Origin of the sequence: Kribbella sp. NBC_00359, from assembly GCF_036097425.1 — a bacterium.
In the GTDB taxonomy this organism is placed as follows: domain Bacteria; phylum Actinomycetota; class Actinomycetes; order Propionibacteriales; family Kribbellaceae; genus Kribbella.
In genome coordinates this window covers 3991145-4015719 of record NZ_CP107975.1, presented here as the reverse complement: position 1 = coordinate 4015719, position 24575 = coordinate 3991145, and the positions used below count along the sequence as shown (strand labels likewise).

At 69.3% G+C, this 24575-nt stretch carries 26 protein-coding genes; 11 read left to right on the top strand and 15 right to left on the bottom strand.

All coding sequences use genetic code 11. From position 1 onward, the window contains the following. Positions 1-49 precede the first annotated feature (49 nt). The gene (locus OG876_RS19720; protein ID WP_328526343.1) at positions 50-361 is read left to right on the top strand and encodes a DUF2530 domain-containing protein; all 312 of its coding nucleotides are present in this window, start codon (positions 50-52) and stop codon (positions 359-361) included. 77 nt (positions 362-438) lie between these two features. On the opposite strand, the gene OG876_RS19715 is transcribed toward OG876_RS19720, so the two are convergent. Beyond that, positions 439-1380, bottom strand: a complete 942-nt coding sequence (locus OG876_RS19715; RefSeq protein WP_442914141.1) for a DUF3027 domain-containing protein — start codon at positions 1378-1380, stop codon at positions 439-441. Positions 1381-1446: 66 nt separating this feature from the next. Between OG876_RS19715 and OG876_RS19710 the strand changes: the two genes are divergently transcribed. Further along, a complete protein-coding gene (locus tag OG876_RS19710; RefSeq protein ID WP_328526341.1) occupies positions 1447-3375 on the top strand; it encodes an MFS transporter in 1929 nt (642 codons plus the stop codon). A gap of 148 nt (positions 3376-3523) precedes the next feature. On the opposite strand, the gene OG876_RS19705 is transcribed toward OG876_RS19710, so the two are convergent. Next, a complete protein-coding gene (locus OG876_RS19705; RefSeq protein WP_328526340.1) occupies positions 3524-5089 on the bottom strand; it encodes an MFS transporter in 1566 nt (521 codons plus the stop codon). 111 nt (positions 5090-5200) lie between these two features. Between OG876_RS19705 and OG876_RS19700 the strand changes: the two genes are divergently transcribed. Then, complete coding sequence (locus OG876_RS19700; protein ID WP_328526339.1) at positions 5201-5929, top strand: TetR/AcrR family transcriptional regulator; 729 nt, start codon at positions 5201-5203, stop codon at positions 5927-5929. 10 nt (positions 5930-5939) lie between these two features. Here OG876_RS19700 and OG876_RS19695 read toward each other — a convergent pair whose 3' ends face one another. Continuing rightward, a complete protein-coding gene (locus tag OG876_RS19695; protein WP_328526338.1) occupies positions 5940-6323 on the bottom strand; it encodes a cold-shock protein in 384 nt (127 codons plus the stop codon). Positions 6324-6466: 143 nt separating this feature from the next. Next, positions 6467-7936 carry an ATP-dependent sacrificial sulfur transferase LarE gene (gene larE / locus OG876_RS19690; RefSeq protein WP_328526337.1) on the bottom strand — a complete coding sequence of 490 codons (1470 nt, stop codon included), beginning with the start codon at positions 7934-7936 and terminating at the stop codon, positions 6467-6469. 152 nt (positions 7937-8088) lie between these two features. Here larE and OG876_RS19685 point away from each other — a divergent pair, with 152 nt between their 5' ends. The 5 genes from OG876_RS19685 to OG876_RS44060 all read left to right on the top strand — a co-directional run bounded on the left by OG876_RS19685 (position 8089) and on the right by OG876_RS44060 (position 11291). After that, on the top strand, positions 8089-9018 hold the full coding sequence (locus tag OG876_RS19685) for a TauD/TfdA dioxygenase family protein (protein ID WP_328526336.1): 930 nt from the start codon (positions 8089-8091) through the stop codon (positions 9016-9018). A 55-nt stretch (positions 9019-9073) separates the two neighbouring features. Beyond that, complete coding sequence (locus tag OG876_RS19680) at positions 9074-9754, top strand: TetR/AcrR family transcriptional regulator (protein ID WP_328526335.1); 681 nt, start codon at positions 9074-9076, stop codon at positions 9752-9754. Then, positions 9751-10707 (top strand): R2-like ligand-binding oxidase, encoded by a 957-nt coding sequence (locus OG876_RS19675; protein WP_328526334.1) that lies wholly within the window; start codon positions 9751-9753, stop codon positions 10705-10707. The genes OG876_RS19680 and OG876_RS19675 overlap by 4 nt, the downstream gene beginning before the upstream one ends. A 107-nt stretch (positions 10708-10814) precedes the next feature. Beyond that, complete coding sequence (locus OG876_RS19670) at positions 10815-11018, top strand: hypothetical protein (RefSeq protein WP_328526333.1); 204 nt, start codon at positions 10815-10817, stop codon at positions 11016-11018. Continuing rightward, positions 11019-11291 (top strand): GtrA family protein, encoded by a 273-nt coding sequence (locus OG876_RS44060; protein ID WP_442914185.1) that lies wholly within the window; start codon positions 11019-11021, stop codon positions 11289-11291. Here the strand turns inward: OG876_RS44060 and OG876_RS19665 are convergent. From OG876_RS19665 to OG876_RS19625, 9 genes are all read right to left on the bottom strand, one after another. Continuing rightward, positions 11243-12349, bottom strand: coding sequence for an MSMEG_0565 family glycosyltransferase (locus OG876_RS19665; RefSeq protein ID WP_328526332.1), 1107 nt, complete (start codon positions 12347-12349; stop codon positions 11243-11245). The genes OG876_RS44060 and OG876_RS19665 overlap by 49 nt on opposite strands. Beyond that, positions 12349-13164 carry a carbon-nitrogen hydrolase family protein gene (locus tag OG876_RS19660; RefSeq protein WP_328526331.1) on the bottom strand — a complete coding sequence of 272 codons (816 nt, stop codon included), beginning with the start codon at positions 13162-13164 and terminating at the stop codon, positions 12349-12351. Before OG876_RS19660 ends, OG876_RS19665 begins: the two co-directional genes overlap by 1 nt. A 5-nt stretch (positions 13165-13169) precedes the next feature. Then, the gene (locus tag OG876_RS19655) at positions 13170-14006 is read right to left on the bottom strand and encodes a carbon-nitrogen hydrolase family protein (protein ID WP_328526330.1); all 837 of its coding nucleotides are present in this window, start codon (positions 14004-14006) and stop codon (positions 13170-13172) included. Continuing rightward, positions 14003-15391 (bottom strand): MSMEG_0567/sll0787 family protein, encoded by a 1389-nt coding sequence (locus OG876_RS19650; protein WP_328526329.1) that lies wholly within the window; start codon positions 15389-15391, stop codon positions 14003-14005. The genes OG876_RS19655 and OG876_RS19650 overlap by 4 nt, the downstream gene beginning before the upstream one ends. Continuing rightward, on the bottom strand, positions 15388-16458 hold the full coding sequence (locus OG876_RS19645; RefSeq protein WP_328526328.1) for an MSMEG_0568 family radical SAM protein: 1071 nt from the start codon (positions 16456-16458) through the stop codon (positions 15388-15390). The genes OG876_RS19650 and OG876_RS19645 overlap by 4 nt, the downstream gene beginning before the upstream one ends. Positions 16459-16470: 12 nt before the next feature. Beyond that, the gene (locus OG876_RS19640) at positions 16471-16992 is read right to left on the bottom strand and encodes an MSMEG_0572/Sll0783 family nitrogen starvation response protein (protein WP_328526327.1); all 522 of its coding nucleotides are present in this window, start codon (positions 16990-16992) and stop codon (positions 16471-16473) included. Between the two features lie 16 nt (positions 16993-17008). Continuing rightward, positions 17009-17827, bottom strand: a complete 819-nt coding sequence (locus OG876_RS19635) for an amidohydrolase family protein (RefSeq protein ID WP_328526326.1) — start codon at positions 17825-17827, stop codon at positions 17009-17011. Between the two features lies 1 nt (position 17828). Next, the gene (locus OG876_RS19630; protein ID WP_328526325.1) at positions 17829-19085 is read right to left on the bottom strand and encodes an MSMEG_0569 family flavin-dependent oxidoreductase; all 1257 of its coding nucleotides are present in this window, start codon (positions 19083-19085) and stop codon (positions 17829-17831) included. 132 nt (positions 19086-19217) lie between these two features. Beyond that, positions 19218-20840: an AMP-binding protein gene (locus tag OG876_RS19625; RefSeq protein WP_328526324.1), complete on the bottom strand. Its 1623-nt coding sequence runs from the start codon at positions 20838-20840 to the stop codon at positions 19218-19220. A 176-nt stretch (positions 20841-21016) separates the two neighbouring features. On the opposite strand from OG876_RS19625, the gene OG876_RS19620 reads away from it, so the two are divergent. From OG876_RS19620 to OG876_RS19610, 3 genes are read left to right on the top strand one after another with little or no spacing between them, the layout of a single operon-like run. Further along, positions 21017-22480 (top strand): restriction endonuclease, encoded by a 1464-nt coding sequence (locus OG876_RS19620; protein WP_328526323.1) that lies wholly within the window; start codon positions 21017-21019, stop codon positions 22478-22480. A gap of 57 nt (positions 22481-22537) precedes the next feature. Further along, a complete protein-coding gene (locus OG876_RS19615) occupies positions 22538-23167 on the top strand; it encodes a nucleotidyltransferase domain-containing protein (protein ID WP_328526322.1) in 630 nt (209 codons plus the stop codon). Continuing rightward, positions 23167-23544, top strand: coding sequence for a hypothetical protein (locus tag OG876_RS19610; protein ID WP_328526321.1), 378 nt, complete (start codon positions 23167-23169; stop codon positions 23542-23544). Before OG876_RS19615 ends, OG876_RS19610 begins: the two co-directional genes overlap by 1 nt. Here the strand turns inward: OG876_RS19610 and OG876_RS19605 are convergent. Together OG876_RS19605 and OG876_RS19600 are read right to left on the bottom strand one after the other, a co-directional pair. Then, complete coding sequence (locus OG876_RS19605) at positions 23537-23893, bottom strand: DUF6454 family protein (RefSeq protein ID WP_328526935.1); 357 nt, start codon at positions 23891-23893, stop codon at positions 23537-23539. The genes OG876_RS19610 and OG876_RS19605 overlap by 8 nt on opposite strands. After that, on the bottom strand, positions 23815-24471 hold the full coding sequence (locus OG876_RS19600; RefSeq protein ID WP_328526320.1) for a DUF6454 family protein: 657 nt from the start codon (positions 24469-24471) through the stop codon (positions 23815-23817). Before OG876_RS19600 ends, OG876_RS19605 begins: the two co-directional genes overlap by 79 nt. Positions 24472-24575: the final 104 nt, after the last annotated feature.

Sequence of the window (24575 nt, the reverse complement as noted above, 5' to 3'; positions counted from 1 at the left end):
GCGAGCACTAACGGCAAGCCGTTGTCAGGTGTGCATTAAGGTTGGGCCTGTGACGGAGGAGGAGGCAGCGTCGAAGAAGCGTAACGACCCGACGAGTCAGCTCGCCCGCGGCGAACTGGTCCACGCCGAGGTCAAGCCGCTCGACCTGTCCGGCATCCCCAGCGTGATCGCCGGCATCATCGCCTGGGCGGTCGCGTTCGTCGTCGTGCTGATCTTCCGCGACGATCTGGAGAAGGACGGCCGCGGCTGGTGGCTCTGGGTCACCGTCGCCGGCTTCGGCCTCGGCCTGATCGGCCTCTGGTACTGCCGCCGCCGCTGGGCCGCCATCCAAGCCGGCCACCGCAGCGAAACCGAAGACTGAAAGCCCAAACGACACCACCTCCGGCGGCGGCTGTTCTCTCGCCGCCTTCGGCGGGGCCGCGGAGTGATATCGCGTTACTACTGGGTTAGTTCGTCGTCGGATTCTGGTTCGGCGGCTGCTTCTACTTCGGCCTGGACGGCGTCTACCTCGGCGAGTTCTTCCGCGGCGGCTTCGGTGATGTCTACCTCGGGCTCTACGGCGTCGGCCTCGAGGGCATCGGCTTTGGCGGCCGCCTCGAGTTCGAGGGCGTCGTAGCCGGTGGTGTCGAAGGCGTGTTCGGCGATCGGCTGGTCGGGGATGTCGATGACGGCGTCGGAGTGCGCGCCACAGCCGTAGTCATACGCGACGACGCGGCCCTCGCCCGGGGCCATCTCGTTGGCGCAGACGCCGAACGCCTGTCCAAGGCTGTCCGCCAACCGGATCCAGTAGCCGCACGAGTGGCACTTGTATGGGACGGCCTGCGCGATCGCGGACGTCGGCCCGAAGTCTCCGCCGTACCAGCGGTCGGCTGCGTCTTCCCGACCGTACGGCGAGAGGACGCGCTCGCGACCGAGTCCGAGCTCCTCGACGACCGTCAGTACGTCCTCGGGAGCACCCGCGGTGTCGGTGAACCCGGGCTCCAGGCGCGGGTCGTCGGGGAGGGTCGGGAACAGGTCACCGGGACGCAGGTCGCCGGGCTGAACCCGGTCCGACCACGGGACCCACTCCGGTGCGACGATCGCCTCGTCGCCGGGCAGCATGACGACCTCGTTGACGGTGACCGTCTTCGCCCGGGAGGCGCGGGTCAGCGTGACCGCCCAGCGCCAGCCGCGGTACCCGGGGTGGGTGGACGCGAAGTAGTGGGTGACGAGGCGCTCACCCTCGACCCGATGACCGAGGTGCTCCCCGACCACCGCGGCGCCGGCCTCGATGATCGCGGCCTCGCGGGCCGGTTCGACGGCCGCGACACAGATGGCGTCGGGCTTGGCACGCACCGGTTCCGGAGTTCTGACGGGAGTCACAATCGCCCATTCTCGCATGCTCGCCAAGCTCACCCGAACGCGCCGTGACTCCGGTCTGTCCCCGGCAAGAGGCAGGATAGTTCCATGCACACCCCAGACCCCGCCGACCCGAAGGCGACGCCCGGCGGCAAGCCCGCCGGCGCGCAGCCTGCCGGAGGCCGGGCGCCGGGTGCGCAGACGCCTGGCGGACCGCGATCCAGCGATCCGGGTGGAACGTCTGGCGGGCCGGGTGGGAAGCCATCCGATGAGAAGTCGGCTGGGAAGTCTGCCGGGGAGCGGTTCAGCGATGCTCGGGAGAAGTTGGGCACAGCCAGCAAGAAGGTGGGCCACGCGTCGAAGGTCGGCGCGGACGGGGTCGCGGCCGCCTCGAAGAAGACCGCCTCGGTCAGCGGCAAGGTCGGACGCGCCACCGGCCGGCGGATCCGCGGGCTGACCAGCGCGCAAGGCGCCGGCGAATCGGGACTCTCCCGGCTGATCGAGCTGGGCGCGGTGAACGCCGCGGGCGACACCGCCTTCGCCGTCTCCCTGGCGGGGACCGTGTTCTTCACCGTGCCGAGCGACCAGGCCCGGGACCGGGTCGCGCTGTTCCTCGTGCTGACGATGGCGCCGTTCGCGCTGATGGCACCGCTGATCGGCCCGATTCTCGACCGCTTCCGGCACGGCCGCCGCTGGGCGATCGGTGCGACGCTCGGGTTGCGCGGGTTCCTGGTCTGGAGCCTCGCCGCCTCGATGAACGGGAGCACGTCCGCCTGGCTGTACCCGGCCGCTCTCGGCTGCCTGGTCGCCTCCAAGGCGTACGGCGTCACCCGGGCGTCCGCCGTACCCCGCCTGCTCCCCAAGGAGATCACCCTCGTCACGGCCAACTCCCGGATCTCGCTGGCCGGTGTCGCCGGCGCGACGATCGGCGCCGGGATCGCGGCCGCGTTCGCCGCGATCGGCCCGCAGTGGTCGCTGCGCTGGGCCGCGGTGGTGTACACGATCGGCCTGATCCTCGCGATCCGGCTGCCGAGCGCGGTCGACTCACCGGCCGGCGAGGAGATCACCGGTACGGCGGGACGGGACGCGAGACGGCGCGCGATCACGGCGGCCGTGGCGCGCGGGATCCGGTGCAACCTCGGGCTGCGGTTCGTGTCCGGGTTCCTGACCATGTATCTGGCGTTCCTGCTCCGGGACAAGCCGATCAGCGGGATCAACGGGGCGCTCGCGGCCGGCGCGGTGGTCGCGGCGGCCGGGATCGGCAACAGCCTCGGCACCGTGCTCGGATCGTTGCTCAAGGCCCGTAAACCCGAGGCGGTGGTGCTGGTCGTCCTGATCGCGGACGCGACCGTCGCGGTCGGAGTGGCGGTGTTCTACGGGTTCGTGTTCCTGATCGCGCTCGGCTTCATCGCCGGGTTGTGCAGCTCACTCGGCAAGCTGTCGCTGGACGCGATGATCCAGCGTGATGTTCCGGAGTCCGTGCGTACGTCGGTCTTCGCCCGCTCGGAGACCGTGTTGCAACTGGCGTGGGTCATCGGTGGCGGCTGCGGCATCGTCCTCCCCCTGCTCCCCCGGCTGGGCTTCGGCTTCCTGGCCGCCGTACTGCTCATCGTCGTGTTCCTGGTACTGCGCTTCCGGCCGGCGCCGGCCCCGCCACTCCGCGCGCCGCACCCACCGAAGCCCGCCGGCCCGCATCCGAGCCGGCCTGACCCGAAGGAGCATCAGCCGACGTCCACGAGTCGGACGATCCTCACGACCAGCGTCGCCGAGCAACGCGCCAACCGGGCCCAACGCTCCGGCCGGCACGACGAGCCGACGGTCGAGTTCCGCACTGACCAGAACGATCGGCAGCCGGACGCCGGCAAACCCCCGGACCAGCCGATCGGCCGCTGGTGGAGCGGCCAACCAGAAGACGATGCCGACGACACCGTCGAAGAGCAGGCCCCCTGGTCCGAGGAGCCAACCGTCGAACACAACCGCGACCGCGGCCTCTTCAAACGCCGCCCAGGCGGCGACACCCGCCGCCCCCCGCGCTAACCACAGACAGCCGACAGCAGGCGCTCGGGCAGCTTCGGGTGCGCGCCCGCATCCCTCGGGGGCGGGACAGGTTGTGGGTATCTGGGACGGGTTCTGGGCCCGGCGGGCAAGTTGTGGCTTGTCCGGCGGGCCCAGTTGGTGTTGGGGGTTAGGCGGTTAGGTGGAGTTCGGGGGTCGAGGCGGCGTTGTCGGTGGGGGTGGGGGTGGCGTTGTCGGTGGGGGTGGGGTGTTGGGGGTTGGTGCCGCGCAGGGTGAGGGTGGCGGCTGCGGCGGTGGTGAGGAGGAGTAGGCAGCCGACGACGGAGACGACGTTCATGCTGTGGGTGAAGGCGTGGCGGGCGGTGGTGAGGATGGTGTCGGCTACCTGGGCGGGGAGGTGGGCGGCCGCGGCGGTGGCGGCGGGGAGGCCCTCGCGAACCGGGGCTGCCACGTCGGACGGGAGGTCGGCGCGGTAGGCCGCCGTACCGATGGAGCCGAGGACCGCGATGCCCAGCGCGCCGCCGAACTCGGAGCAGGTCTCCATCACCGCGGACGCCGAGCCGGCGCGTTCGGGGGCGACAGAGCCGACGACGGCCTCGGTGACCAGGGACATCACCATGACGAGCCCGGCCGCGAGCAGACCAGCGCCGGTCAGCGGCACCGCCAGCGACGAGTCCGCGTCCAGCTGAGTCAGTACGCCGTACCCGGTCGCAGCGAGGACGAAGGCGCCACCGATCACGTACGCGCGGTCCATCTTGCCCGCGAGCACCGTGGCGAGCGGGGCAGCACCACCGACCAGGATGGACGGCGCGAGCGACCACAGCGCCGCCTTGAACGGGCTCAGGCCGTGCACGAGCTGCAGGTACTGGGTCAGGAAGACCGCGTTGCCCACCAAAGCCAGCGTGCCGATCGTGTTGGCGGCGAGCGAACCGCTGAAGGCGCGGTTCCGGAACATGGACAGGTCGAGCATCGGGTACGCCGCGGTCCGCTGCCGCTGCACGAACAGCACCCCGAACACCACCCCGGCCACGATCGACACCACCGGCAACGCGGACGCACCGTCGGCCGCGAGCTCCTTGATCCCCCAGATCACCGGCAGTACGGCGGCCAGCGACAGCACCGACCCGATCAGGTCGAAGCGCCCAGCCCGAGGTGTCTTGAACTCCGGCAGCAGCATCGGCGCGAGCACCAGCAGCAACACCATCGCCGGGGTGTTGATCAGGAACACCGAGCCCCACCAGAAGTGCTCCAGCAGGAAGCCGCCGAGCACCGGGCCGAGCGTGATCCCGCCCATCATCACCGCGCTCCAGAACGCGATCGCCTTCGACCGCTGCGCCGGGTCGTGGAACATGTTCCGGATCAGCGCCAGGGTCGACGGCATCAGGGTCGCGCCGCCGATGCCGAGCACCGCGCGAGCCGCGATCAGCTGCTCCGGGCTCTGCGCGTACGCCGCCGCGACCGACGCCAGCCCGAACCCGATCGCACCGAACAGCAGCAGCCGGCGCCGCCCGATCCGGTCGCCGAGCGAGCCCATCGTGATCAGCAGGCCGGCCAGCACGAATCCGTAGATGTCGAAGATCCACAGTTGCTCGGTCGCCGAGACGCCCAGGTCCGCGCTGATGAACGGGACCGCGAAGTACAGCACCGAGACGTCCATCGAGACCAGCAGCAGCGGCAGCGCGAGCACACCGAGCGCGATCCACTCCTTGCGTCCCGCCCGATCCGTCGTACCCATGACATCCTCCGGATTATCTGTCTACGCCGCACACTGTGTGCGCCATACACAGACCATACCTAAGACTGTCTATGCTGTAAACAGATAGGGTGGAGCGGAGAGAGGAGAGTCATGGACGAGGAACTGCCGCGGGTGCTGCAGCAGCTGTGGGGGATCGAGGGCCGCCAGCGGCCGGGGCCGAAGCCGGCGTTTCACATCAGCGACATCGCCCGCGCGGCGGTCAAGCTGGCCGACGCGGGTGGGCTGGCCGCGGTCTCGATGAGCAAGGTGGCGGCCGAGCTCGGCTTCACCACGATGTCGCTCTACCGGTACGTCGACGCCAAGGACGACCTGTACGTCGTGATGCTGGAGCACGCGTTCGGCACGCCCCCGGACCTGGACGCGCACACCGGCTGGCGGGACCGGATCACCGCGTGGGCCGCGGCGTTCCGCGACGGACTGCGGCAGCATCCGTGGATCCTGCAGATCCCGGTCACCGAGCCGCCGCTGTCACCCAACCAGCTGACCTGGATGGAGTCGGCGCTGTCCGCGTTCGACGGTACGCCGCTGTCGCCGCAGGACCGGTTGTCGTCGATGCTGCTGGTGAACATCTATGTCCGGGGTACGGCGCAGCTCACCGCGGGGATGCACACCGAGCCGGACGCCGCCCGCGAGGCCGACCTGCGCTACACCCGGCGACTGGCGATGCTCGCCACCCCGGACCGCTTCCCCGGGATCGCGGCCACCCTCGAGCAGCCACCGTCCGACGGGTACGCCGGCGACTTCGACGCCGCCGAGTTCGCCTTCGGCCTGGACACCGTCCTCGACGGCATCCAGTCGCTGATCGAGCGCCGGAGCTAGGAGACCCGCCCTAGACGTCGAGCTTGTCGGCGACGCCGCGCAGAACGGTCGCGACCTGACGGGCGGCCTTGCCGTCCGGGTGGCGGCCGCGGCGGTACTGCTCGCCGACGTTGTCGAGGAGCTTGATCAGGTCCTCGATGACGAGCTGCATCTCCTCCGGCTTCGGCCGCATCGCCTTCGCCACCGACGGCGGCGGGTCGATCAGCCGGACCTGGAGGGCCTGCTCGCCCTTGCGTCCCTCGACGACGCCGAACTCGACCTTCTGGCCCGGCTTCAGGCTGGTCACTCCCGCGGGCAGGGCCTCGGCGCGGACGTACACGTCCCCGCCTTCCTCCTTGCTGAGGAAGCCGAACCCCTTGTCGGAGTCATACCACTTCACCTTGCCAACGGGCACGGGAACCTCTTCAGTCGTCAATCGTCGGAACAAGACCGGACACGCGGCCCGGCCGGAAACCCAGCGTACGTGAACCGGCGCCGCGGCGCCTCCGGGAAACTACCTGAACCGGCAGGCTTCCCGCATCTGCCGGACCCCACACCTCAGCGGTACTTGTCCGGATCCTTCAACCGTTCGTTCATCGATCCGGACCGGAAGCCCCGCGGGTCGACCTGAGCGGCCGGGAACCCCTCGGCGACCACCGCGTCGACGAGCACCTGGTGATCGACCTGATCCAGCAACGCGGCGTCGATCTCGATACTCGCCGTCTCCCCGACGTCACGGACCCGGACGTTCTGGACGCCGTAAGACGACAGCCGCGAGCGGACCGCCTGTTCGGCCCGGTCGACCCGGGCGAGCAGGTTCGGCGTGATCCGGATGCCGTACGCGATCCGGCTGGACAGACACGCGGCGGCCGGCTTGTCCGAGGTCTCGAGTCCCCAACTGCGGGACGCCTCACGGATCTGCGCCTTGGTCAGCCGCGCGTCCTTCAGCGGCGTGATCGCACCCCGCTCGAACGCGGCCCGGATGCCCGGCCGGAACCCGGCGATCGCGTCATCGGCGTTCGTCCCGGTCGCGATCGCGGTGATGCCGAACTCGTCCGCGATCGGCTGCAGCGTCTCCACCAGCTCGGCCTTGCAGAAGTAGCACCGGGCGCCCGAGTTGGCCTGGTACCCCTCGCGCTCCATCTCGTGCGTGTGCGGGGTGAGATGACGTACGCCGATCCCGTCCGCGAACCGCGCTGCGGGCTCGAGCTCCGCCGTCGGCAGCGAAGGCGAGATCGCCGTCGCCGCGACCACGTTGGCCGGACCGATTGCCCGGGCCGCGGCCGCGAGCAGGAACGCCGAGTCCGCGCCGCCGCTGAACGCGACCACCATCTGGTCGTAGCTCGACAGCCGCCGCATCAACGCTTCGAGCCGCTGCTCCAGCACGTACGCATCCAGCCACGCCGGGAACTCGGTGAGATCGTTCAGTACGACGTCCGCGCCGTACGCCCGGAGCTCGTCGGCGGTGAACGGACCGGTCGCGACGGACACCGCCACCGCACCGGCCGCACGGGCTCCGTCGATGTCCGCGGTGTGGTCGCCGACGTAGATCGTCGCCTTGTGCTCGCGGAGCGCCGTACCCTTCTCGGCTCCGTGCAGGTCACCGACCGGCTCGTCGACGTCCAGGCCGAGGTGCTCGAGGTGCAGCCGCACCGACGGGGTGTACTTCGCCGACACCACCATCGTCCGCCCGCGCAGCGCCCGGATCGCGGCGAGCGACTCGGCCACGCCCGGCAGCGGCAGGCTTCCGGTGATCGCGTACGACGGGTAGTGCTCCCGGTACCGGGAGACCATCGCGTCGACCTGCTCCGGCGGGAACCAGTTCGCCATCTCCCAGGTCAGCGGGGGCCCGAGCCGGCTCACCACCAGCTCCGAGTCGATCGGTACGCCGGTCTCCGCGGCGAGCAGGTCCCAGACTGCCTGGATCCCCGGCCGCGAGTCGATCAGCGTCATGTCCAAGTCGAATCCGACCACCAACTCCGGCACATCGGCGGTCGCGGAAGCAGGCTGGATCTCGGCGGTTGACACGTCCCCAACCCTACGTGGTCCGCCCGCCCCCCGAATCTCGCATCCCGAAACGAGAGCTATGTCTACTAATTCAGTAGGAAAATACACATTAACCAACAATCACCCTCGCCCCGCTCGGGGCGAGGGGAGCGAAACCCTGAGGGAGCCCACCCATGACCACTCAGCTCGAAGCACCGGAGATCACCGTCACCAAGGCCGGCGGCGCGATCGGCGCCGTCATCGGCAACGTCACACTCGGCGGGGACCTGAGCCCGCAGACCGTCGCCGCGATCCGGCAGGCCCTGCTCGACCACAAGGTCGTCTTCTTCCGCGAGCAGCACCACCTCGACGATGCCGGTCAGCTCGCGTTCGCCCAGCTGCTCGGTACGCCGACGCTCGCCCACCCCACGTCGAAGAGCATCGAGGGCGCCGCGAACGTGCTGCCGATCGACTCCGACTACGGCAAGGCGAACAGCTGGCACACCGACGTGACCTTCGTCGACCGGATCCCCGCGATCAGCATCCTCCGGGCCGTCACGCTGCCCACGTACGGCGGCGCGACCACGTGGGCCAACACGGTCGCGGCGTACGCGAAGCTGCCGGTCGCCCTGCAAGCGCTGGTCGACCGGCTGTGGGCGGTGCACAGCAACGTGTACGACTACGCCGGCGCAGCGGACGAGGTCCGGATCGGCGGCGTGGACGTGAAGGTCGAGAAACACCGCGAGCAGTTCGTGTCGACGCTGTTCGAGACCGAGCACCCGGTCGTCCGCGTCCACCCCGAGACCGGCGAGCGCTCACTCGTGCTCGGCCATTTCGTCCGGCGCTTCGTCGGCTTCACCTCCGCCGAGACGACCGCGTTGTTCGAGCTCCTGCAGAACCGGATCACGAATCTCGACAACACAGTCCGCTGGCAGTGGCAGCCGGGCGACCTGGCGATCTGGGACAACCGGGCCACCCAGCACTACGGCGTCGCCGACTACGACGACCAGCCGCGCCGCCTGCACCGGGTCACCCTGGCCGGCGACGTCCCGGTCAGCATCGACGGCGTCCGCAGTACGCCGCGGACCGGCGACGCGGCGCACTTCTCGTCACTTGACAGCTGAAGACACTCTGTCCGAACACTTGACACCCAGGAGGTTTTTGTAAACCCTCGTCATCATGGACTCGTTCGCCGACCGGACCAAGCGCCGTCTCCGGGACGAACTGCTGGACGCCGCGTACGACGCGGTCGTCGCCGGCGGGTACGACGGACTCCGGATGGCCGACGTGGGCCGCCGGACCGGCGTGTCCCGGCAGACCGTCTACAACGAGTTCGGCGACAAATGGGGCGTGCTGGAAGCGGTGGCAGCACGTGAGACCGAGCGGTTCCTCCTGGACGTGAACGCGGCCCTCGCCGAGCAGTCCGATCCGATCGACGGACTGCGGGCCGCGGTCGAGCGCGCGCTCACCCTGGCCGGCGAGAACCCGCTGATCCGGGCTGCGCTGAGCCAGCCGGGATCCGACCAGGCCAGTCAGCTGCTGACCACACGGGGGCAGCAGGTGCTGGAACTGGCTCACCTTCGGCTGGGTGCGCATGTCATGGAGCACTGGCCCGAGGTGCCGGCCGAGGACGCGACCAGTTGCGTTGACGTCGCCTTGCGCGTCGTCATGAGCCACATCGTCACGCCAGGCCCTCCCCCGGCGGCGGTGGCCGAGCAACTGGCTCGCGTCCTCTCTCCGTTTCTTTTGGCCGGGCCTTCGGCGCCGGCAGGGTCATGGGGCTCAACCTCCCGGCCTTCCCTCGTCGCTCCAGTCGCTGCGCTCCCTCCGCTCCTCAGTCCAGGCCGGGAGGCCCCATGACCACGACCAATCCCCGTCACCGGCAGGGATTCAGCTCGCTGCGGTCGGGTGGTTTCAACTGGGACGCCCTGCCGCTGCGGCTGTTCGACAAGGGCAACCGGAAGTTCTGGAACCCGCGGGACATCGACTTCGGTCAGGATGCGAAGGACTGGCAGGAGCTCGGCGACAACGACAAGGACAACGCGTTGCTGCTGTGCTCGCAGTTCATCGCCGGGGAGGAGGCGGTGACCGAGGACCTGCAGCCGCTCCTGCAGGCGATGGCGGCCGAGGGACGGTTCGGCGACGAGATGTACCTGACCCAGTTCTGCTTCGAGGAGGCCAAGCACACCGCGGTCTTCCGGCTCTGGCTGGACGCGGTCGGCGTCACAGAGGACCTGCACCACTACGTCGAGAACAACCCCGGCTACCGCGCGATCTTCTACGAGGCGCTGCCGGTCGCGCTCAAGTCGCTGGCCGACGATCCGTCGCCGGCGAACCAGGTCCGGGCCAGTGTCACCTACAACCACGTCGTCGAAGGCACGCTGGCCCTGACCGGCTATCACGCGTGGAACCTGCTCTGTACGGCGCGCGGCGTACTGCCCGGCATGCAGGAACTGATCCGCCGGATCGGCGACGACGAGCGCCGGCACATGGCCTGGGGCACGTTCACCTGCCGCCGGCACGTCGCCGCCGACGCGTCGAACTGGAAGGTCGTCACCGACACCATGGAGGAGTTGCTGCCGCACGCGCTCACCCAGATCCAGTGGGCGCTGGAGAACTCCGCCGAACTTCCCCCGGAGATCAACCCGACAGCCTTGATGACGTACGCCGGTGACCGCGCGACCCGGCGCCTCGGCGCGATCGAGTCGGCCGTCGGCGCTGACGTCGCCGGCATCGACCTCGACTACTCCCCGGAGAAGCTCGAGGACGACTTCGGCGACGAGGATTCAGCCGCGCTGGCCGCGGTCCGCTAGCAGCACCACCTGGGCTGGGATCGCCAGGTTCGCCGATCAACTGAGGGTCGAGTAGAACTCCGGACTCGGGGGTGGGTCTGGTTGGCGGGGCTGGCAGACTGGGCGCTGTGGCGACGGTGCTGACCCCCGCCGAGCGACGGGGTGCTTCGTTCGCCGGCGCGATGGCTGCCGTGGTCCGGCGGTTGCCGTGGGGGCTGTCCCGGGTCGTTCCACCCAGTTTGCTCGGGTTCGCCGTCATCAACGGGTTCACGTTCGCCGTGGACCTGGCGCTGCTGACCGTGCTGCGCTCGTGGGTGCGACTGCCGCTCTAGCTGGCGATCACCCTCGCGTACTGCGCCGCGTTCGGGCTGAGCTACGTCCTCAACCGGACGCTCAACTTCCGCTCGCACGCCGAGGTTGGACCGCAGGTCGCGCGGTACGTCGCCGTGATCGCGGTCAACTACCTCGTCTGGATCCTCGGGATCGGCGCGGGGCTGGGCGCTCTCGGTGTCGAGTACCACCTCAGCCGCGTGATCGCGGGCGCCTGCGAGGGCGTCTACATGTGCTGCGCCCTCCGCTGGCTCGTGTTCAGAGCTCGCTCATAGAACTCCAGGTGAGCGGCCGCCGCGGCCGGCCAGGTGTAGGTCGCTGCAAGCGCGCGGCCGCGAGCGGCGCGATCGGTTCGAGGTGCCGCACGCAGTTGGCGCGCGAGGTCGGCCGGACCGATCGCGTACGACGCGGCGTCGCGGAAAATCTCCCGGAAGACCGGCAGGTCGGAGACCACCAGCGGCACGCCGGCGGCCAGCGCCTCCAGGGGAGCGAGGCCGAAGCCTTCTGTGATGGAAGGGAACGCGAAGACCTCGGCCCCCGCGACCAGTGCTGGGAGCTGCGCGTCGTCGACCGGACCGAGTACGACCGGCGCGACGCCGAGCTCCGCGGCGCGCTCGTCCCACGCGGCGCGGTACGAGCGGTAGTCGAAGAGCGTCTCGCCACCGGCGATCACCAACCGCACGTCCAGGTCGCCGAGAAGGGCGTACGCCTCGAGCAGGTCGAGCGAGCCTTTGCGGGGCTCGATCCCGCCGACGGTGAGGACATAGCGCCCGAGCCGGAAACGCCACCTCTCCCGATCGGCCTTGGCGACAGGCTGCGGACCGGCTGCCGCCGCGAAGCGGGCGGCGTCCACGCCGTTCGGGATGACTGTTGCCTTGAGCCCCCATCCGGCCAGCAGCTCGTCGGCAACGGCCGTGGAGACGCAGACATGTGCATACGGATCGACGATCGCCCGCTCGTGACAGGCTGCCAGCTCCGGAGTGGTGAAGTGGTCGAGGTGGTGCACGGTCCGGATGCAGCGGCCCGCCGCGTTCGCGCTGATGCAGTCCTGCGCGTGCACGACGTCGTACTGCGATCCGTCGAAGGCATCCCGCAGTACGGCGATGGACCGGAGGATGCGCCTGCCGACGCTCTCACCGGGACGATCGGGGAACGGCACGAGCGACAGCCGGACCCGGGGATCGACCGGCCGGAAGAAGCCCTCGTCGCCGCCGCGGGCGAGCGACCACACGGTCACGTCCGCGCCGGTCGCGGCGAGAGCCTCGGCCAGGTACAGCGTGTGGACGACGCCGCCGCGGGGTTTGGTCGAGTAGCTGAGCAGCGCGATCCGCATCAGTAGACCTCCGGGCGGCGTTCGTCGAGGTGGTGCAGCACCCGGCGGGCGGTCTCGATCTCGACGCGGACGTCGACCTCCGCGATCGCGATCCCGGCCTTCGACCAGGTCCGGGCGACGATGTCGCCGCCCGGACCGACCACCTTGGACTGGCCGAGGAACCGCAGGCCGCCGATCGAACCGGTCAGGTTGGACGAGACCAGCACGACCTGGTTCTCGGCCGCGCGGGACCGGTCGTAGAGATCGAACAGCCGCGACTGCCGGTCCTCGTTCATCCGCGGCGCCCGGTTGGTGATGCTGGTCGGCCAGGCGCACAGGCAGGCGATCAGCTCCGCGCCGTCGACCGCCAGCGTCCGGGCCGCCTCCGGGAACGTCTTGTCGTAGTCGATCATCAGGCCCAGCCGCCCGACCGGGGTGTCGAACGCGGCGAAACCGTTGCCTGCGGCATAGATCGCCCGCTCGGCCGGCGGTTGGTGCACCTTGCGATGCTTGCCGAGGATGCCGTCGCCGGTGACGCACAGCGCGGTGTTGTAGCGGCCCGGCCCGTCCGCCTCGCAGAAGCCGAAGCACACCACCATCTCGCCCGCCATCGCGATCACCTTGGCGATCAGCGGGTCGTCGAGCGCGAGAGCCGGTGGCAGGTCGTCCTGCGACGGACTGCTCAGATCGGTGAGGTACCCGCCGAGCGCCGCGTCCGGCAGCACCAGCAGCTGCACCTCCTCGCGGCGGCCGTGCCGGATCAGCGCCTCCACCCGGGACAGGTCGAACTCCAGGTCCCGGGTGAAGCCCGCCGCCACCGCGCCGATCCTGAGCATCGCGGTCAGACCGTCGCCAGCTCGGAGGTTCCGTAGGTCTCCGGCCGCCGGTCCCGCAGGTGTCCCATCGACCGCCGGGCCAGCTCGAGCGCCTGCTCGACGTCCAGCTCGGCGATCGCCATCCCCTCGATCACCCCGGTCTCCGCCAGGATCTCGCCACCCGGGTCGACCACCTTGGCGCTCGCCACGAACCGCAGTGAGCCGAAGGTGCCGGACTGGTTGGCCGACAACCAGACCACCTGGTTCTCCAGGGCCCGGGCCCGGTCGAACAGGTCGAACCGCCGCTTCCACCGATCCTTGGCCAGATCCGGATCCGGGTTCGTCCGCGCGCCCGGCCAGGCGGACAGGCAGACGATGATCTCGGCACCGTCCAGGGCCAGCGTCCGGGCTGCCTCCGGGAACGCCTTGTCGTAGCAGATCATCAGGCCGAGCCGCCCGACCGGTGTATCGAAGGCTTCGAACCGGTCGCCGGCCGCGAAGTGCTCGTCCTCGTGCAACGGCTGATGGACCTTGCGGTGATGCCCGAGTACGCCGTCACCCGTGACGCAGACGGCGCTGTTGTAGATCAGTCCCCCGTCGGCCTCGGCGTACCCGGCGGTGACGACCAGGTCCCCGGCGAGCTTCGCGAGGCGTGCGATCTCGGGTCCGTCGACGGTGAACGCCGGTGGCGGTTCCGCCGTACCGTCGAGGCTCAGGAGGTAGCCGCCGAGGGCACCTTCCGGGAGGGCGAGCAGTTTGACGCCGGCCGCTCGGGCCTGCTCGATCAGGGTCGCGACGCGGGCGAAGTCGCCGTTCAGATCGCGGTCGAAGTTCGCGGCGACGGCCGCCATTCTGAGGGTCATGCTGCTCCCATCCCGGTCACGCCGGCGGTCAGCGCTTCGGTGACGTCGCCGTCCGGCCAGCGCAGTCCGACACCGTGCCCAGTGGTCAGTTGGCCGCAGACGGCACTCACGGCCGGCCCGGCTTCCAGGTCCTGCGGACCGCTGGTGAGCATCGCGAAGCCGGGGAAGCAGGTCAGCCAGTCCCCCATCGTCGCCGGGTCCGGCTTCGGTACGTCGGCAACGTCCAGCACGGCCGCGCATCCGGAGGCCTCCGCGAGCATCCCGAGCGTGCCGACGACTCCGGCCATCGACACGTCCTTCGCCGCCGACGGCTGAGCCTTGCCCACCGCCGCCAGCATCGTGCGCAGCTCTTCCGGCCGCCGGTGGCTGGTCGAGTCCCACTGACGTCCCGCATAGCCGGGGCGCCAGCCGCCGGCCAGGTCAGCGGTCAGTCTGATGTGCTGCCCCAGCCGCCCACCTCCGCCGGCCACCGGCTGCGCGGTCCGCCCGAGCGCGGTCACACTCAAGGCCGCAGGAACTCCGAGTTGCGTGTGTCCACCCAGAATCGGCACACCGTAGGCTCCCGCCGCTCGTTTCAGCCCGCCCAGCACTCGGCTCGCGAATGACCCGTCCCGAGCGCCCAGGGCGTCCAGCAGGCCGACCGGTTCGGCGCCCATCGCGGACAGATCGTTGACGTTCACCAGCACCGAACACCAGCCGGCCCACTCCGGATCCCGCTCGACCATCGCCGGCAGGATCGCGTCACAAGCGGCCACCAGGTCACTCCCCGGCACCGGCGCGCCGTCATCACCCACGAACCCCGCCGGCCCGATCCCTTGTAGCAAAGGCCCCAGCTCACTCTTGGTGGCCTTGACCAACCGAGCGATCCGTCCGATCGGCCATCGCATCAACACATGCGGAGTGCTCGCCACCGTCACCGACCGGACCGTCTCCCACCCAAGCCGCTGGAAGAACCGGAAAGTGGAGGTCTGCACCGTCGCATCGAAGCGCAGCGCACCTGCGGCCTCGGCTCGAGCACAGGCGGCTCGCACGAGCGCGGCGCCTACGCCCTTGGTCCGTGCGGCGGTAACCAGGCGGCCGCCTTGCCACCAACCGATATCAGGCCCGTCCGTTGCCGGTCCGAGCCGCACGCCACCGATCACGGCCCCGCGGGGATCGCGGGCCACCAGCACAACCGTGCGCGGATCCGCATCCCGCTCGTCGAGGTCCGTCCCGTCGAACAGGCCTTGGTTCTCGACGAAGGCCGCATGCCTCAGCCGGTGATAGGCCCGCCGGGCCCCGTCATCCGCCTCATCGATCAGGAAGGTAGGTGGTGGATCGCCGAGCAGCGCGCGGACGTCCGCGGCTCGCATCACGCCGGCGGTCTGCACCACCGTCGTACTCATGAGCCGGCCGCCGAGAGCAGGCTGCACGCACCACACGCGGCGCAGCCGGCACCCTGGTCCGCACCACGCATCTCCGCCTCCGCGAGCAGAGCGGCGACGCGCGCCGTCACGTCACGGACCACCGCGGGATCCGGCGCCGTCACCCCATCGGACCGCGCGAGCGTGCCGAGCATCGGCCGCAGCGGCACGACGAACGGGTACACCCCACGCTCGATCAACCGCCCCGCCCCGGCGACCAACTCGTCCGCGTCCTCCCCGAGCCCGATCAGCAGGTACGTCGACACCCGGTTGCGACCGAAGACCCGAACGGCCTCGTCCCACGCCGCCTCATACTCCGCCATGCTCACCGTGGACTTCCCCGGCATCCACTTCCGTCGTACGGCGTCGTCGAGCGACTCGACGTGGATCCCGATCGACGTCGCACCCGCATCGCGAAGATCCGCCAGCACGGCCAGGTCACCGGGTGGCTCGATCTGGACCTGGATCGGCAGACCGGGGACGGCGGCGAGCACTGCCTTCACCGACCGGACCAGGTTGCGGGCGCCCCGATCACGGCCGGTCGTCGTACCCGTCGTCATCACCATCTGGGTGACGCCGTCCAGCCGGACCGCCGCCTCGGCGACCTCCGCCAGCTGGACCGGTGTCTTGGCAGCGATGGTCGCGCCGGCCCGCAGCGACTCCTCGATCGAACAGAACCGGCAGCGCGTCGACTCGTCGTACCGGATGCAGGTCTGGACCACGGTCGTCGCGAGGACGTCCTTGCCGTGCAGCAGGGCGATCTGGCGGTACGGGATGCCGTCGGCCGTGGTCAGGTCGTAGAACCGCGGCCGGCGGACCGGCTCGACCGACAGACCCAGGTTCAGGCCGTTGCGGAAGACCGTGCCGTCCTTCACCTGATAGGGGCTGTCAGCAACGATTGGGAGGGTCGCGTTGGCACCGTCGACGACCAGGTGCCCGTCGTCGCTCGGGCCGGCGCCCTTGCTGCGATGGACGGGGGCGTCCACCTGTACGCCGTACACGGCCAACTCGGCCCTGACCGTCAAAGACTCCTCGGTGCCAACGCTCATCGGCCGGACCTCTCAGAACATGTAGGTCGAGTTGATGATGGCGCCCTTGCGGGCGTAGTGGATCAGCGCGTCCTGGACGTCCAGCGGGTGCGTCGGGATGACGCCCTCGATCAGGTCCTCCTCGCGGGCGCCGTGCAGCGACAGGCCGAACCGGCAGCAGTAGACCTTGCCGCCCTCGGCGATGAACGTCTTCAGCGACTCGTTGATGTTGTGCTCGCCGGGGAAGGCCGAGTTGCCGGTGGTCGGGAAGCCCCGGGTGGCCAGGCAGTTCAGCGAACCCGGCCCGTAGAAGTAGATCGCGGACTCGAACCCCTTCCGCTGCGCCCGGGTCGCCTGCAGGATCGCGACGAAGCTCACCGAGGACTCGTGCGCGATGCCGTGCACCAGCGTGAAGTAGGTCTCGCCGTCCTCGGCCTGGTAGTCCGGGAACACCTTCGTGCCGCCGTAGATGCTGGAGCCCTGCGGCAGCGAGGGGTGCGGGATCTCCTCCAGGCTCTTGGTCTCGAGGTCGGTCAGTTCGACGGTCTCGGGCATGTCGTTACTCCTTGGGTCAGTCGTACAGATGGGAGAAGGTGCGGTGGAAAACGTGGTCGCCGAGTTCGCCGTCGCCCATCGCGGCGCGCAGCCGGGCGAGTTCGCCGGCGTGGTCGCCCCACGGCTGGTCGCTGGCGAACAGCACCCGGTCGTGACCGGTGCCGCGGCGTTCGATCTCGGCGGCCAGCCAGCCCGGGGCGAACCCGATCGCCCAGGACAGGTCGGTGTAGACCTGCTTGCCGGCCTCGATCCAGTCGAAGAACCGGGAGCCGATCAGCTTGATGTGCCCGCTCATCCCGCCGCCGAAGTGGACCAGGTGCAGCCGGACGTCGTCGGCGTACGACGTGACCAGGTGACCGATGTGGTCGATGTCGGACGCGGCGCCGGGCGAGGTGTGGACGTGGACGACGAGTCCGTTGTCCCTTGCCGCCGTGAAGATCTCGTCGAGTTGCGGCCGTACGGCGTCATCGGTGGGGTGACCGCCGAGCAGGAAGCTCAGCTTGAGCGCCCGTACGCCGGGCTCGGTCGCGAGCGTGAGCGCCTTCGCGGTGAGCTCGGCGTCCTGCGGCCGCGGCGACACCCAGAGGCCGGCCCGGATCCGGTCGTCCCGGGCCGCGGCCTCGACGACCAACTCGTTGAAGGCGAACGAGAGTGCCACATCCGGGACGCCGTAGTTCGGGATCACCAGCGCACGTTCGGTGCCCTCGGCATCGAGGTCGGCGAGCAGTTCGCCAATGGTCGCGCGGGCGGTGATGTCGGGGTTGACCGGAGGCCCTCCGTAGAAGGGATAGGCGGGGAGTACGCCGAGATGGCGGTGGGCATCGGATACGCGCATCTCACGCCACCGTCCGGTGCAGGCCGGCGATCCAGTGCACGCCGGCCCGCTGCTCGGTGATGCGCTCGACGACGTACTGCGCGTCGTCGGCGACGCCACCGAACCGTCCGGATCCCCAGGTGTGCTGCCAGGGCAGGCCGATGAAGTACAGGCCGGGCACGCTCGTCACACCACGCCGATGGGTCGGATAGCCCTGGCCGTCGAACACTGGCACCCGGATCCACTCGTCGTCCCGCCGGAAGCCGGTGCTCCAGATCACCGCGCCGATCCCCCGCAGGGACACGGATTCCGGCGTCTCGGTCGGCTCCCAACCAGGCTGGTAGCGAGCCTCCTCGGGCGCTTCGATGCCCTCGGCGGCGATGAACGCGTCGACGGAGTCCTTGATGCTCTCGGAGACCGCGTCGGCGTGGTCCAGGTTCTGCGGGAGGTCGCCGGCGAAGCGCAGTACGTCCTGGTCCGCGTCGATCAGGCGGCCGTAGAGCCGCATCCCCTCCAGGGCGAACTTCCGCAGGTCGAGGTCGCGCCCGCCGTCGCGACCGGTGACGTAGTGGTTCACCCGGAAGCGCACCGCGTCGACGTCGTCGAACTCGTCGATTCCCTTGCTGTAGTAGCCCATCCGGTCCAGCCAGGCGACCACGTCGAGCCCGCGATAGAACCGCGCCACCCGCGGGGCACTGCCGGTGGCAAGGTGCACAGCGCGACCTGCCAGGTGCAGATCCTCGGCGATCTGGCAGCCGGACTGACCGGTGCCGACGACCAGGATCTCGCCGGGTGGCAACTGGTCCGGATTCTTGTACTCCGAGGAGTGCAGCTGAGGTACGCCGAGCCGCTCAGCGAGCCGCGGGACACGCGGGCGCTGGTACGGACCGGTCGCAACCACCACCTGGTCGGCGGTCAGCGTCCCCGCGGTCGTGGCGATCCGGAACCCGTGGTCGAGCCGCGTCGCCCGGACACCTTCCACGATCGGGACGTCGTACGACGCTTTGTAGGCTTCCAGGTAGTCGACGATCTCGTCGCGGATCATGAAGCCGTCCGGGTCCGGGCCGTCGTACGGGAATCCCGGCAGCCTGCACTGCCAGTTCGGTGTCACCAGGCAGAACGAGTCCCACCGCCGGTTGCGCCACTCACTGCCGACCCGATCCGCCTCCAGAACAAGGTGATCCAGGCCCTGCGCGGTCAGGTGCCAACTCGTCGCGAGCCCGGCCTGGCCGCCACCGACCACGACGACGGGGACGTGCGCACCGTCGGTGAGTTGCATGCCGGCTCCTGGGGATTCGGTCCGTTCTGGATGACATCCAGTGAAGGACCGCCCGATTGCCGCGCAATTGCCCCCGGAACAAACTCAGGTTTCCAAACCGCCCCCGCGGGTTTCGCGTGTGTAACCAGGAAGTCAGCCGAGGTCGAGGATCTCGACGGACTTCTCGCGCATCTCGATCTTGCGGATCTTGCCGGTGACGGTCATCGGGAAGTCGTCGACCAGCAACACATACCGCGGGATCTTGAAGTGGGCCAGTTTGCCGGCGGCGAAGGCTTTGACGGCTGCCGCGTCGAGGGGGTCGGCGCCGGGCTTGAGCTTGATCCAGGCGCAGAGCTCCTCGCCGTACTTCTCGTCGGGGACGCCGATCACCTGGACGTCGGCGATCGAGGGATGCGTGTAGAGGAACTCCTCGATCTCGCGGGGGTACACGTTCTCGCCGCCGCGGATGACCATGTCCTTGATCCGGCCGACGATGTTCACGTACCCGTCCGCGCGCATCGTCGCCAGGTCGCCGGTGTGCATCCAGCGGGCCTGGTCGATGGCCTCCGCGGTCTTCTCCGGCTCGTCCCAGTAGCCGAGCATCACGGAGTACCCACGGGTGCACAGCTCGCCCGGCTCACCTGTCGGTACGACGAGACCCGTTGCCGGATCGACCAGTTTGACCTCGACGTGCGGCATCACCCGGCCGACCGTCGACGTACGCCGGTCCAGATCGTCGTCACGCCGCGTCTGCGTCGACACCGGCGACGTCTCGGTCATGCCGTAGCAGATCGCCACCTCGGCCATGTGCATGTCCGCGACGCAACGCTTCATCACCTCGATCGGGCACGGCGATCCGGCCATCACGCCGGTCCGCAAACTCGTCAGGTCGTAGTCCGCGAAGTCCGGCAGTCCGAGTTCGGCGATGAACATCGTCGGTACGCCGTACAACGCCGTGCACCGCTCGTCCTGGACGGCCTTGAGTGTCGCGGCCGGGTCGAACGCCTCGCTGGGGATCACCATGCAGGCGCCGTGGGTGGTGCAGCCGAGGTTCCCCATCACCATGCCGAAGCAGTGGTAGAAGGGCACCGGGATGCAGAGCCGGTCGTCGGCGGTGAACGCGATCGTCTCGGTGACGAAGAAGCCGTTGTTCAAGATGTTGTGGTGGCTCAGCGTCGCGCCCTTCGGGAAGCCCGTGGTGCCGCTGGTGTACTGGATGTTGATCGGGTCGTCGAAGGACAGCTCCGCCTCGCGCTGGTGCAGCTCGTCCACGCTGATGCGGCCGGCGGCGTCCCTCACCTCGTCCCAGTCACCGGTGCCGAGGTAGACCGTCTCCTCGAGCGCCTGGCAGTTCGGCCGCACCTCGTCGACCATCGCGCGGTAGTCGCTGCTCTTGAACTCGGTCGCCGAGATCAGCAGCCGGACACCGGACTGGTTCAGCGCGTAGGCCAGTTCGTGCGTCCGGTACGCCGGGTTGATGTTCACCAGGATCGCGCCGATCAGCGCGGTCGCGTACTGCGTGATCGTCCACTCGGCGCGGTTCGGCGCCCAGATGCCGACCCGGTCACCCTTCGCGATCCCCCGCGCCAGCAGGCCTCGTGCGACCAGCTCCACCTCGGCGCCGAACTCGTCGTACGTCCAGCGCCTTCCGGTCTGGACCTCCACCAGCGCGTCGCGGTCGCCGTACTCCCGGATCGTCCGTCTCAGGTTGGCCCCGATCGTCTCGCCCAGCAACGGGACCGCGGACACCCCGGACGCGTACGAAGGCAGGCTCATGGTTGTCATCGTCACCTTCGCCAGATGCATCGGCAAGTGCACGTGCGGCGGGAAACCCGGGCGGCGTGCGGCAGGAAACAGGGGGTAGACGGCAAGCAATGTCATGACCAACTCTCCGTCACCGCCGTCGCGCAGAGTGGTTGGACCGTTACATTGGTTGTGAGAGGTGTGAGGCGATGGGCCGATCCGTTGAAGGTCACGCCCGCAGCGACCGTCCGCCCGGGCGAACCGCCGAGGCGGCACAACGTACCGCTGCGGTGGAGGAGCGCGTCCGGGCCTTGGGCGATGTCCTGGCCGGAGCCCTCGCGATCGATGTCCACGGCACCGATCTGCGGACCCTCAGACGCACGCCCCGGCGGGCCCCGCCGACGGTGTCGCCGGCCGATCTCGAGGCGCATCCCGGACCCGTCTGGGATGCGTTCGTGCCCCATCCGCCGGGACGGTTCCGCTGGTGGGGAGCCGAGCGGAGGTTCGCGCGTCGACTCGCCGACGCGGAGGACCGGTTCGCGGAGGCGATCGAGCGGCACCGGGCCGCCGAGGACACCCGTCGCGAGCGGGTCGCCCGCGCGCTGCGGGACCAGGTCGAGCAACAACGCCGGCTCGACGAGGCGACCGCGGAGCAGCACGCGCGGATCGACGCGTACGAACGCGCGGTGCAGAACCGCGATCGCGCCGCGGTCACGCGGTACTTCCAGAAGGCGCTGGACCGGGTGGCGGAGCCGCTCGACTTCCCACGCCGCCGACGGGTCGGGTACGTGCCCGAGTCGACGTTGCTGGCGCTCGAGTGGGATCTTCCGGACGTCAGCGTCGTACCGGCTGAGGCGTCGTACCGCTATGACCGGTCAGTTGATGCGGTATTGGCGGTGCCGCGGGAGGCGCACGAGTTGCGGCGATTGTATCAGCAACTGGTGGCCCAGTTGGCCTTGCGGGCTTTGCATCTGGTGTTCGGCAGTGATCGGTACGGCGTGGTCGACACGGTGGTGTTCAACGGGATGGTCGAGTCCGTGGACCTGACCACCGGGCAGACGGTGCGGCCGTGCCTGATCACGCTGCGCGCGGCGCGGGAGCAGTTCCAGGCGCTGGTGCTGGATCAGCTGGATCCGGTGGCGTGTGTGCGGCACTACTTCGCGGCGGAGGTGTCGCGGCATCCGGAGGAACTGCAGCCGGTGGAGCCGGTGCTGGAGTTCGACCTGGCGGACCCACGCACGATCGAGGCGGTCGACGTGATCAGCGAGATCGACAGCCGGCCGAACCTGCTGGAACTGAGTCCCGAGTCCTTCGAGCACCTCGTCCAGAACCTGCTGACCCGGATGGGCCTGGAAACGCGGCTGTTCCGCAGCGGCAACGACGGCGGGATCGACTGTGTCGCCTACGACCCACGGCCCATCACCGGCGGCAAGTTCGTCGTCCAGGCCAAGCTCTGGACCCACACCGTCCCGCCATCCGCCGTCCGCGACCTCTTCGGCACCGTCCTCGACGCCGGCGCCACCAAGGGCATCCTCATCACCACCTCCGGCTTCGGCCCCACCAGCTACCAATTCGCCACCGGCAAACCCCTCCAGCTGATCGACGGCACAGCCCTCCTGTCCCTGTGCCACACCCACAACATCCCCGCCCGAATAATCCACCGCGCCAGCTGACTATGCTCTGAAAAGTGGGCATATGGCTGGTATAGTGGGCAATCGGAGGTGGTTGCCGTGCAGTTCCCAGAGCCGGTGTCGAGTGTGGTCCCGGGGTTGCACGGCCGGGTTCTCGGCGTGCTCGCGCGGACCGATCGGCCGCTGACCGGGCGCGCGGTTGCCGCGTTGCTGCGGGCACCTGCCAGTCCGAGCGGCGTACAGAAGGTTCTGGACGATCTGGTCGGCAACGGCGTGGTGATGGCGGAGCCGGCCGGCCGTGCTCGGCTCTACACCCTCAACCGGGATCACGTGGCCTATCAGGCGATCGACCAGCTGGCGCGGCTCCGGGAGCTTCTGCTCGAGCGCATCAAAGCAGAGGCCGAGTCATGGGACCTGCCTGCGAAGGCAGTCTGGCTCTTCGGCTCGACCGCCCGCGGACAGGGCGGTGCCGACAGCGACCTCGACCTGCTGATCGTTCGACCGGATGACGTCGACGAATCAGATCCCCGCTGGCTCGAGCAGGTCGAATCGCTGACAGCACACGCGAGTCTCTGGTCCGGCAACTCGTGTGAAGTCGTCGAATACAGCGCCCGAGAAGTTCGCGAGCTCATCCGCCATGGCGAGCGCCTGGTCACCGAACTCCGCCGCGACGCCGTCCCGATCGCCGGCACCTCACCCCAGCAAACCCTCAACCGAAAGGCCGGCTAGTGACCGCACTCGACGAAGCCCGAGCGCACTTGGCAAAGGCTCGCGAGTTCCTCGAGGCCGCCGAACTGACCAACGATCTCCAACTCTTCAACGCCGCTGCGTCCAACGCCGTCACCTCAGGCATCAACTCCAAGGACGCCATCTGTCTCGCGCTGACCAGTCGCACGCGAAAGTCCGACAACCACGCTGAGGCCGTCGCGGAGTTGAAGGGAGCGGGACGAGCAGGCCGGGACAGCAGTGCGACGCTGTCCCGGCTGCTCAAGCTCAAGTCGAAGTCGCAGTACCAGGCGGGCTCGGTGTCGGCCGCGGAAGCAGCCAAGAGCATCGAGTGGGCCGCTCGGTTGCTGGAGACCGCGCAGGCCGTCACACCTAGCTGAGTGGGGATTCGTAGATCTGGAGTTCGGTGCCCTGGGGGTCTTCGCCGTCGTCGGGGGCGGAGAAGAGGCGGAGCTTGGTGGGGGTGGTTTCGAGGGCTACTGGGTTGCGGGTGGCGGAGTGGTTGGTGGTGGGCGAGAAGGCGGGGAAGGGGATCTCGTGGAGGATGCGGTTGGACTTGAGGTCCAGGAGGGCTAGGCCGCCGAGGTCGTACGTCGTGTTGTTGGGGCCGGGGAGGGTGGTGACGCCGCCGCAGAGTTGTTTGCCGCGGGCTACGTAGTCGCAGTCCTGGTAGTCGAGGAGATGGGACTCGTTCGGGACGGACTCGAGTTGGTGGCCGGTGGGGTCCAGTTGTAGAGGGTGCGGGAGCCCCAGCTGACTCCGTGGACCTGGCCGGTCGTGCGGTCGCGGACCACTCCCCCCACGTGGTCCTTCACCCGGAAGCGCTCAGTCACGCGGTAGGTCTTCGGGTCGACGGTATACACGATCGCCCGCGAGTTCGGCCGGTACTCCGCGGCCGGCACCCACACGTTCTGCCCGTCGTAGTCGATCCCGCCCGGATGGTACGCCGTACCCTCGCCGAGCCGGATGTCCTTCTTCAGATTCCCCTGCCGGTCCATCACGAACAGATGCCCGATCCCGTTGCCCGGCGTACGGTCGTAGCCGTCCACCGGCACCGGGTACTTCACCGGCGCCTCGAGCACCTCCACGCTGGTCATGTAGATCAGGTCCCCCACCAGTGCGAAACCTTGCGGATGGTACGTCGGGAACCGCAACGGGATCCGCGACACCAGGGACCACGCCGTACTGCGGTCCGTCGCCTGGAACGCACGAGCGACCCCGGAGTCCTTCCCGGTCGCGTTCGCGGTGGTCAGCCCGGTGAGCAGAACACCGGCGAGAGCTGTGGTGACGAGGAGTCGGCTGCGCATCAGATTCTCCTTGGGCGTGCTGAGTCTTCTTGGGCGGGCGATGAAGCAGTGTGCGGCGGCTGAATGACCGCCAGGCCGACACCAGATGATCAGAGCTCGTTGTC

Bases quoted from the DNA above. Each gene is read 5' to 3' on its own strand.
- OG876_RS19680 (WP_328526335.1), top strand. From the start codon at position 9,074: ATGGACTCGTTCGCCGACCGGACCAAGCGCCGTCTCCGGGACGAACTG.
- OG876_RS19600 (WP_328526320.1), bottom strand. From the start codon at position 24,471: ATGCGCAGCCGACTCCTCGTCACCACAGCTCTCGCCGGTGTTCTGCTC.
- OG876_RS19645 (WP_328526328.1), bottom strand. From the start codon at position 16,458: ATGAGCGTTGGCACCGAGGAGTCTTTGACGGTCAGGGCCGAGTTGGCC.
- OG876_RS19630 (WP_328526325.1), bottom strand. From the start codon at position 19,085: ATGCAACTCACCGACGGTGCGCACGTCCCCGTCGTCGTGGTCGGTGGC.
- OG876_RS19655 (WP_328526330.1), bottom strand. From the start codon at position 14,006: ATGACCCTCAGAATGGCGGCCGTCGCCGCGAACTTCGACCGCGATCTG.
- OG876_RS19640 (WP_328526327.1), bottom strand. From the start codon at position 16,992: ATGCCCGAGACCGTCGAACTGACCGACCTCGAGACCAAGAGCCTGGAG.
- OG876_RS19635 (WP_328526326.1), bottom strand. From the start codon at position 17,827: ATGCGCGTATCCGATGCCCACCGCCATCTCGGCGTACTCCCCGCCTAT.
- OG876_RS19665 (WP_328526332.1), bottom strand. From the start codon at position 12,349: ATGCGGATCGCGCTGCTCAGCTACTCGACCAAACCCCGCGGCGGCGTC.
- OG876_RS19660 (WP_328526331.1), bottom strand. From the start codon at position 13,164: ATGCTCAGGATCGGCGCGGTGGCGGCGGGCTTCACCCGGGACCTGGAG.
- OG876_RS19620 (WP_328526323.1), top strand. From the start codon at position 21,017: ATGGGCCGATCCGTTGAAGGTCACGCCCGCAGCGACCGTCCGCCCGGG.
- OG876_RS19715 (WP_442914141.1), bottom strand. From the start codon at position 1,380: ATGCGAGAATGGGCGATTGTGACTCCCGTCAGAACTCCGGAACCGGTG.
- OG876_RS19625 (WP_328526324.1), bottom strand. From the start codon at position 20,840: ATGAGCCTGCCTTCGTACGCGTCCGGGGTGTCCGCGGTCCCGTTGCTG.
- OG876_RS19675 (WP_328526334.1), top strand. From the start codon at position 9,751: ATGACCACGACCAATCCCCGTCACCGGCAGGGATTCAGCTCGCTGCGG.
- OG876_RS19710 (WP_328526341.1), top strand. From the start codon at position 1,447: ATGCACACCCCAGACCCCGCCGACCCGAAGGCGACGCCCGGCGGCAAG.
- OG876_RS19700 (WP_328526339.1), top strand. From the start codon at position 5,201: ATGGACGAGGAACTGCCGCGGGTGCTGCAGCAGCTGTGGGGGATCGAG.
- OG876_RS19685 (WP_328526336.1), top strand. From the start codon at position 8,089: ATGACCACTCAGCTCGAAGCACCGGAGATCACCGTCACCAAGGCCGGC.
- OG876_RS19650 (WP_328526329.1), bottom strand. From the start codon at position 15,391: ATGAGTACGACGGTGGTGCAGACCGCCGGCGTGATGCGAGCCGCGGAC.
- OG876_RS19705 (WP_328526340.1), bottom strand. From the start codon at position 5,089: ATGGGTACGACGGATCGGGCGGGACGCAAGGAGTGGATCGCGCTCGGT.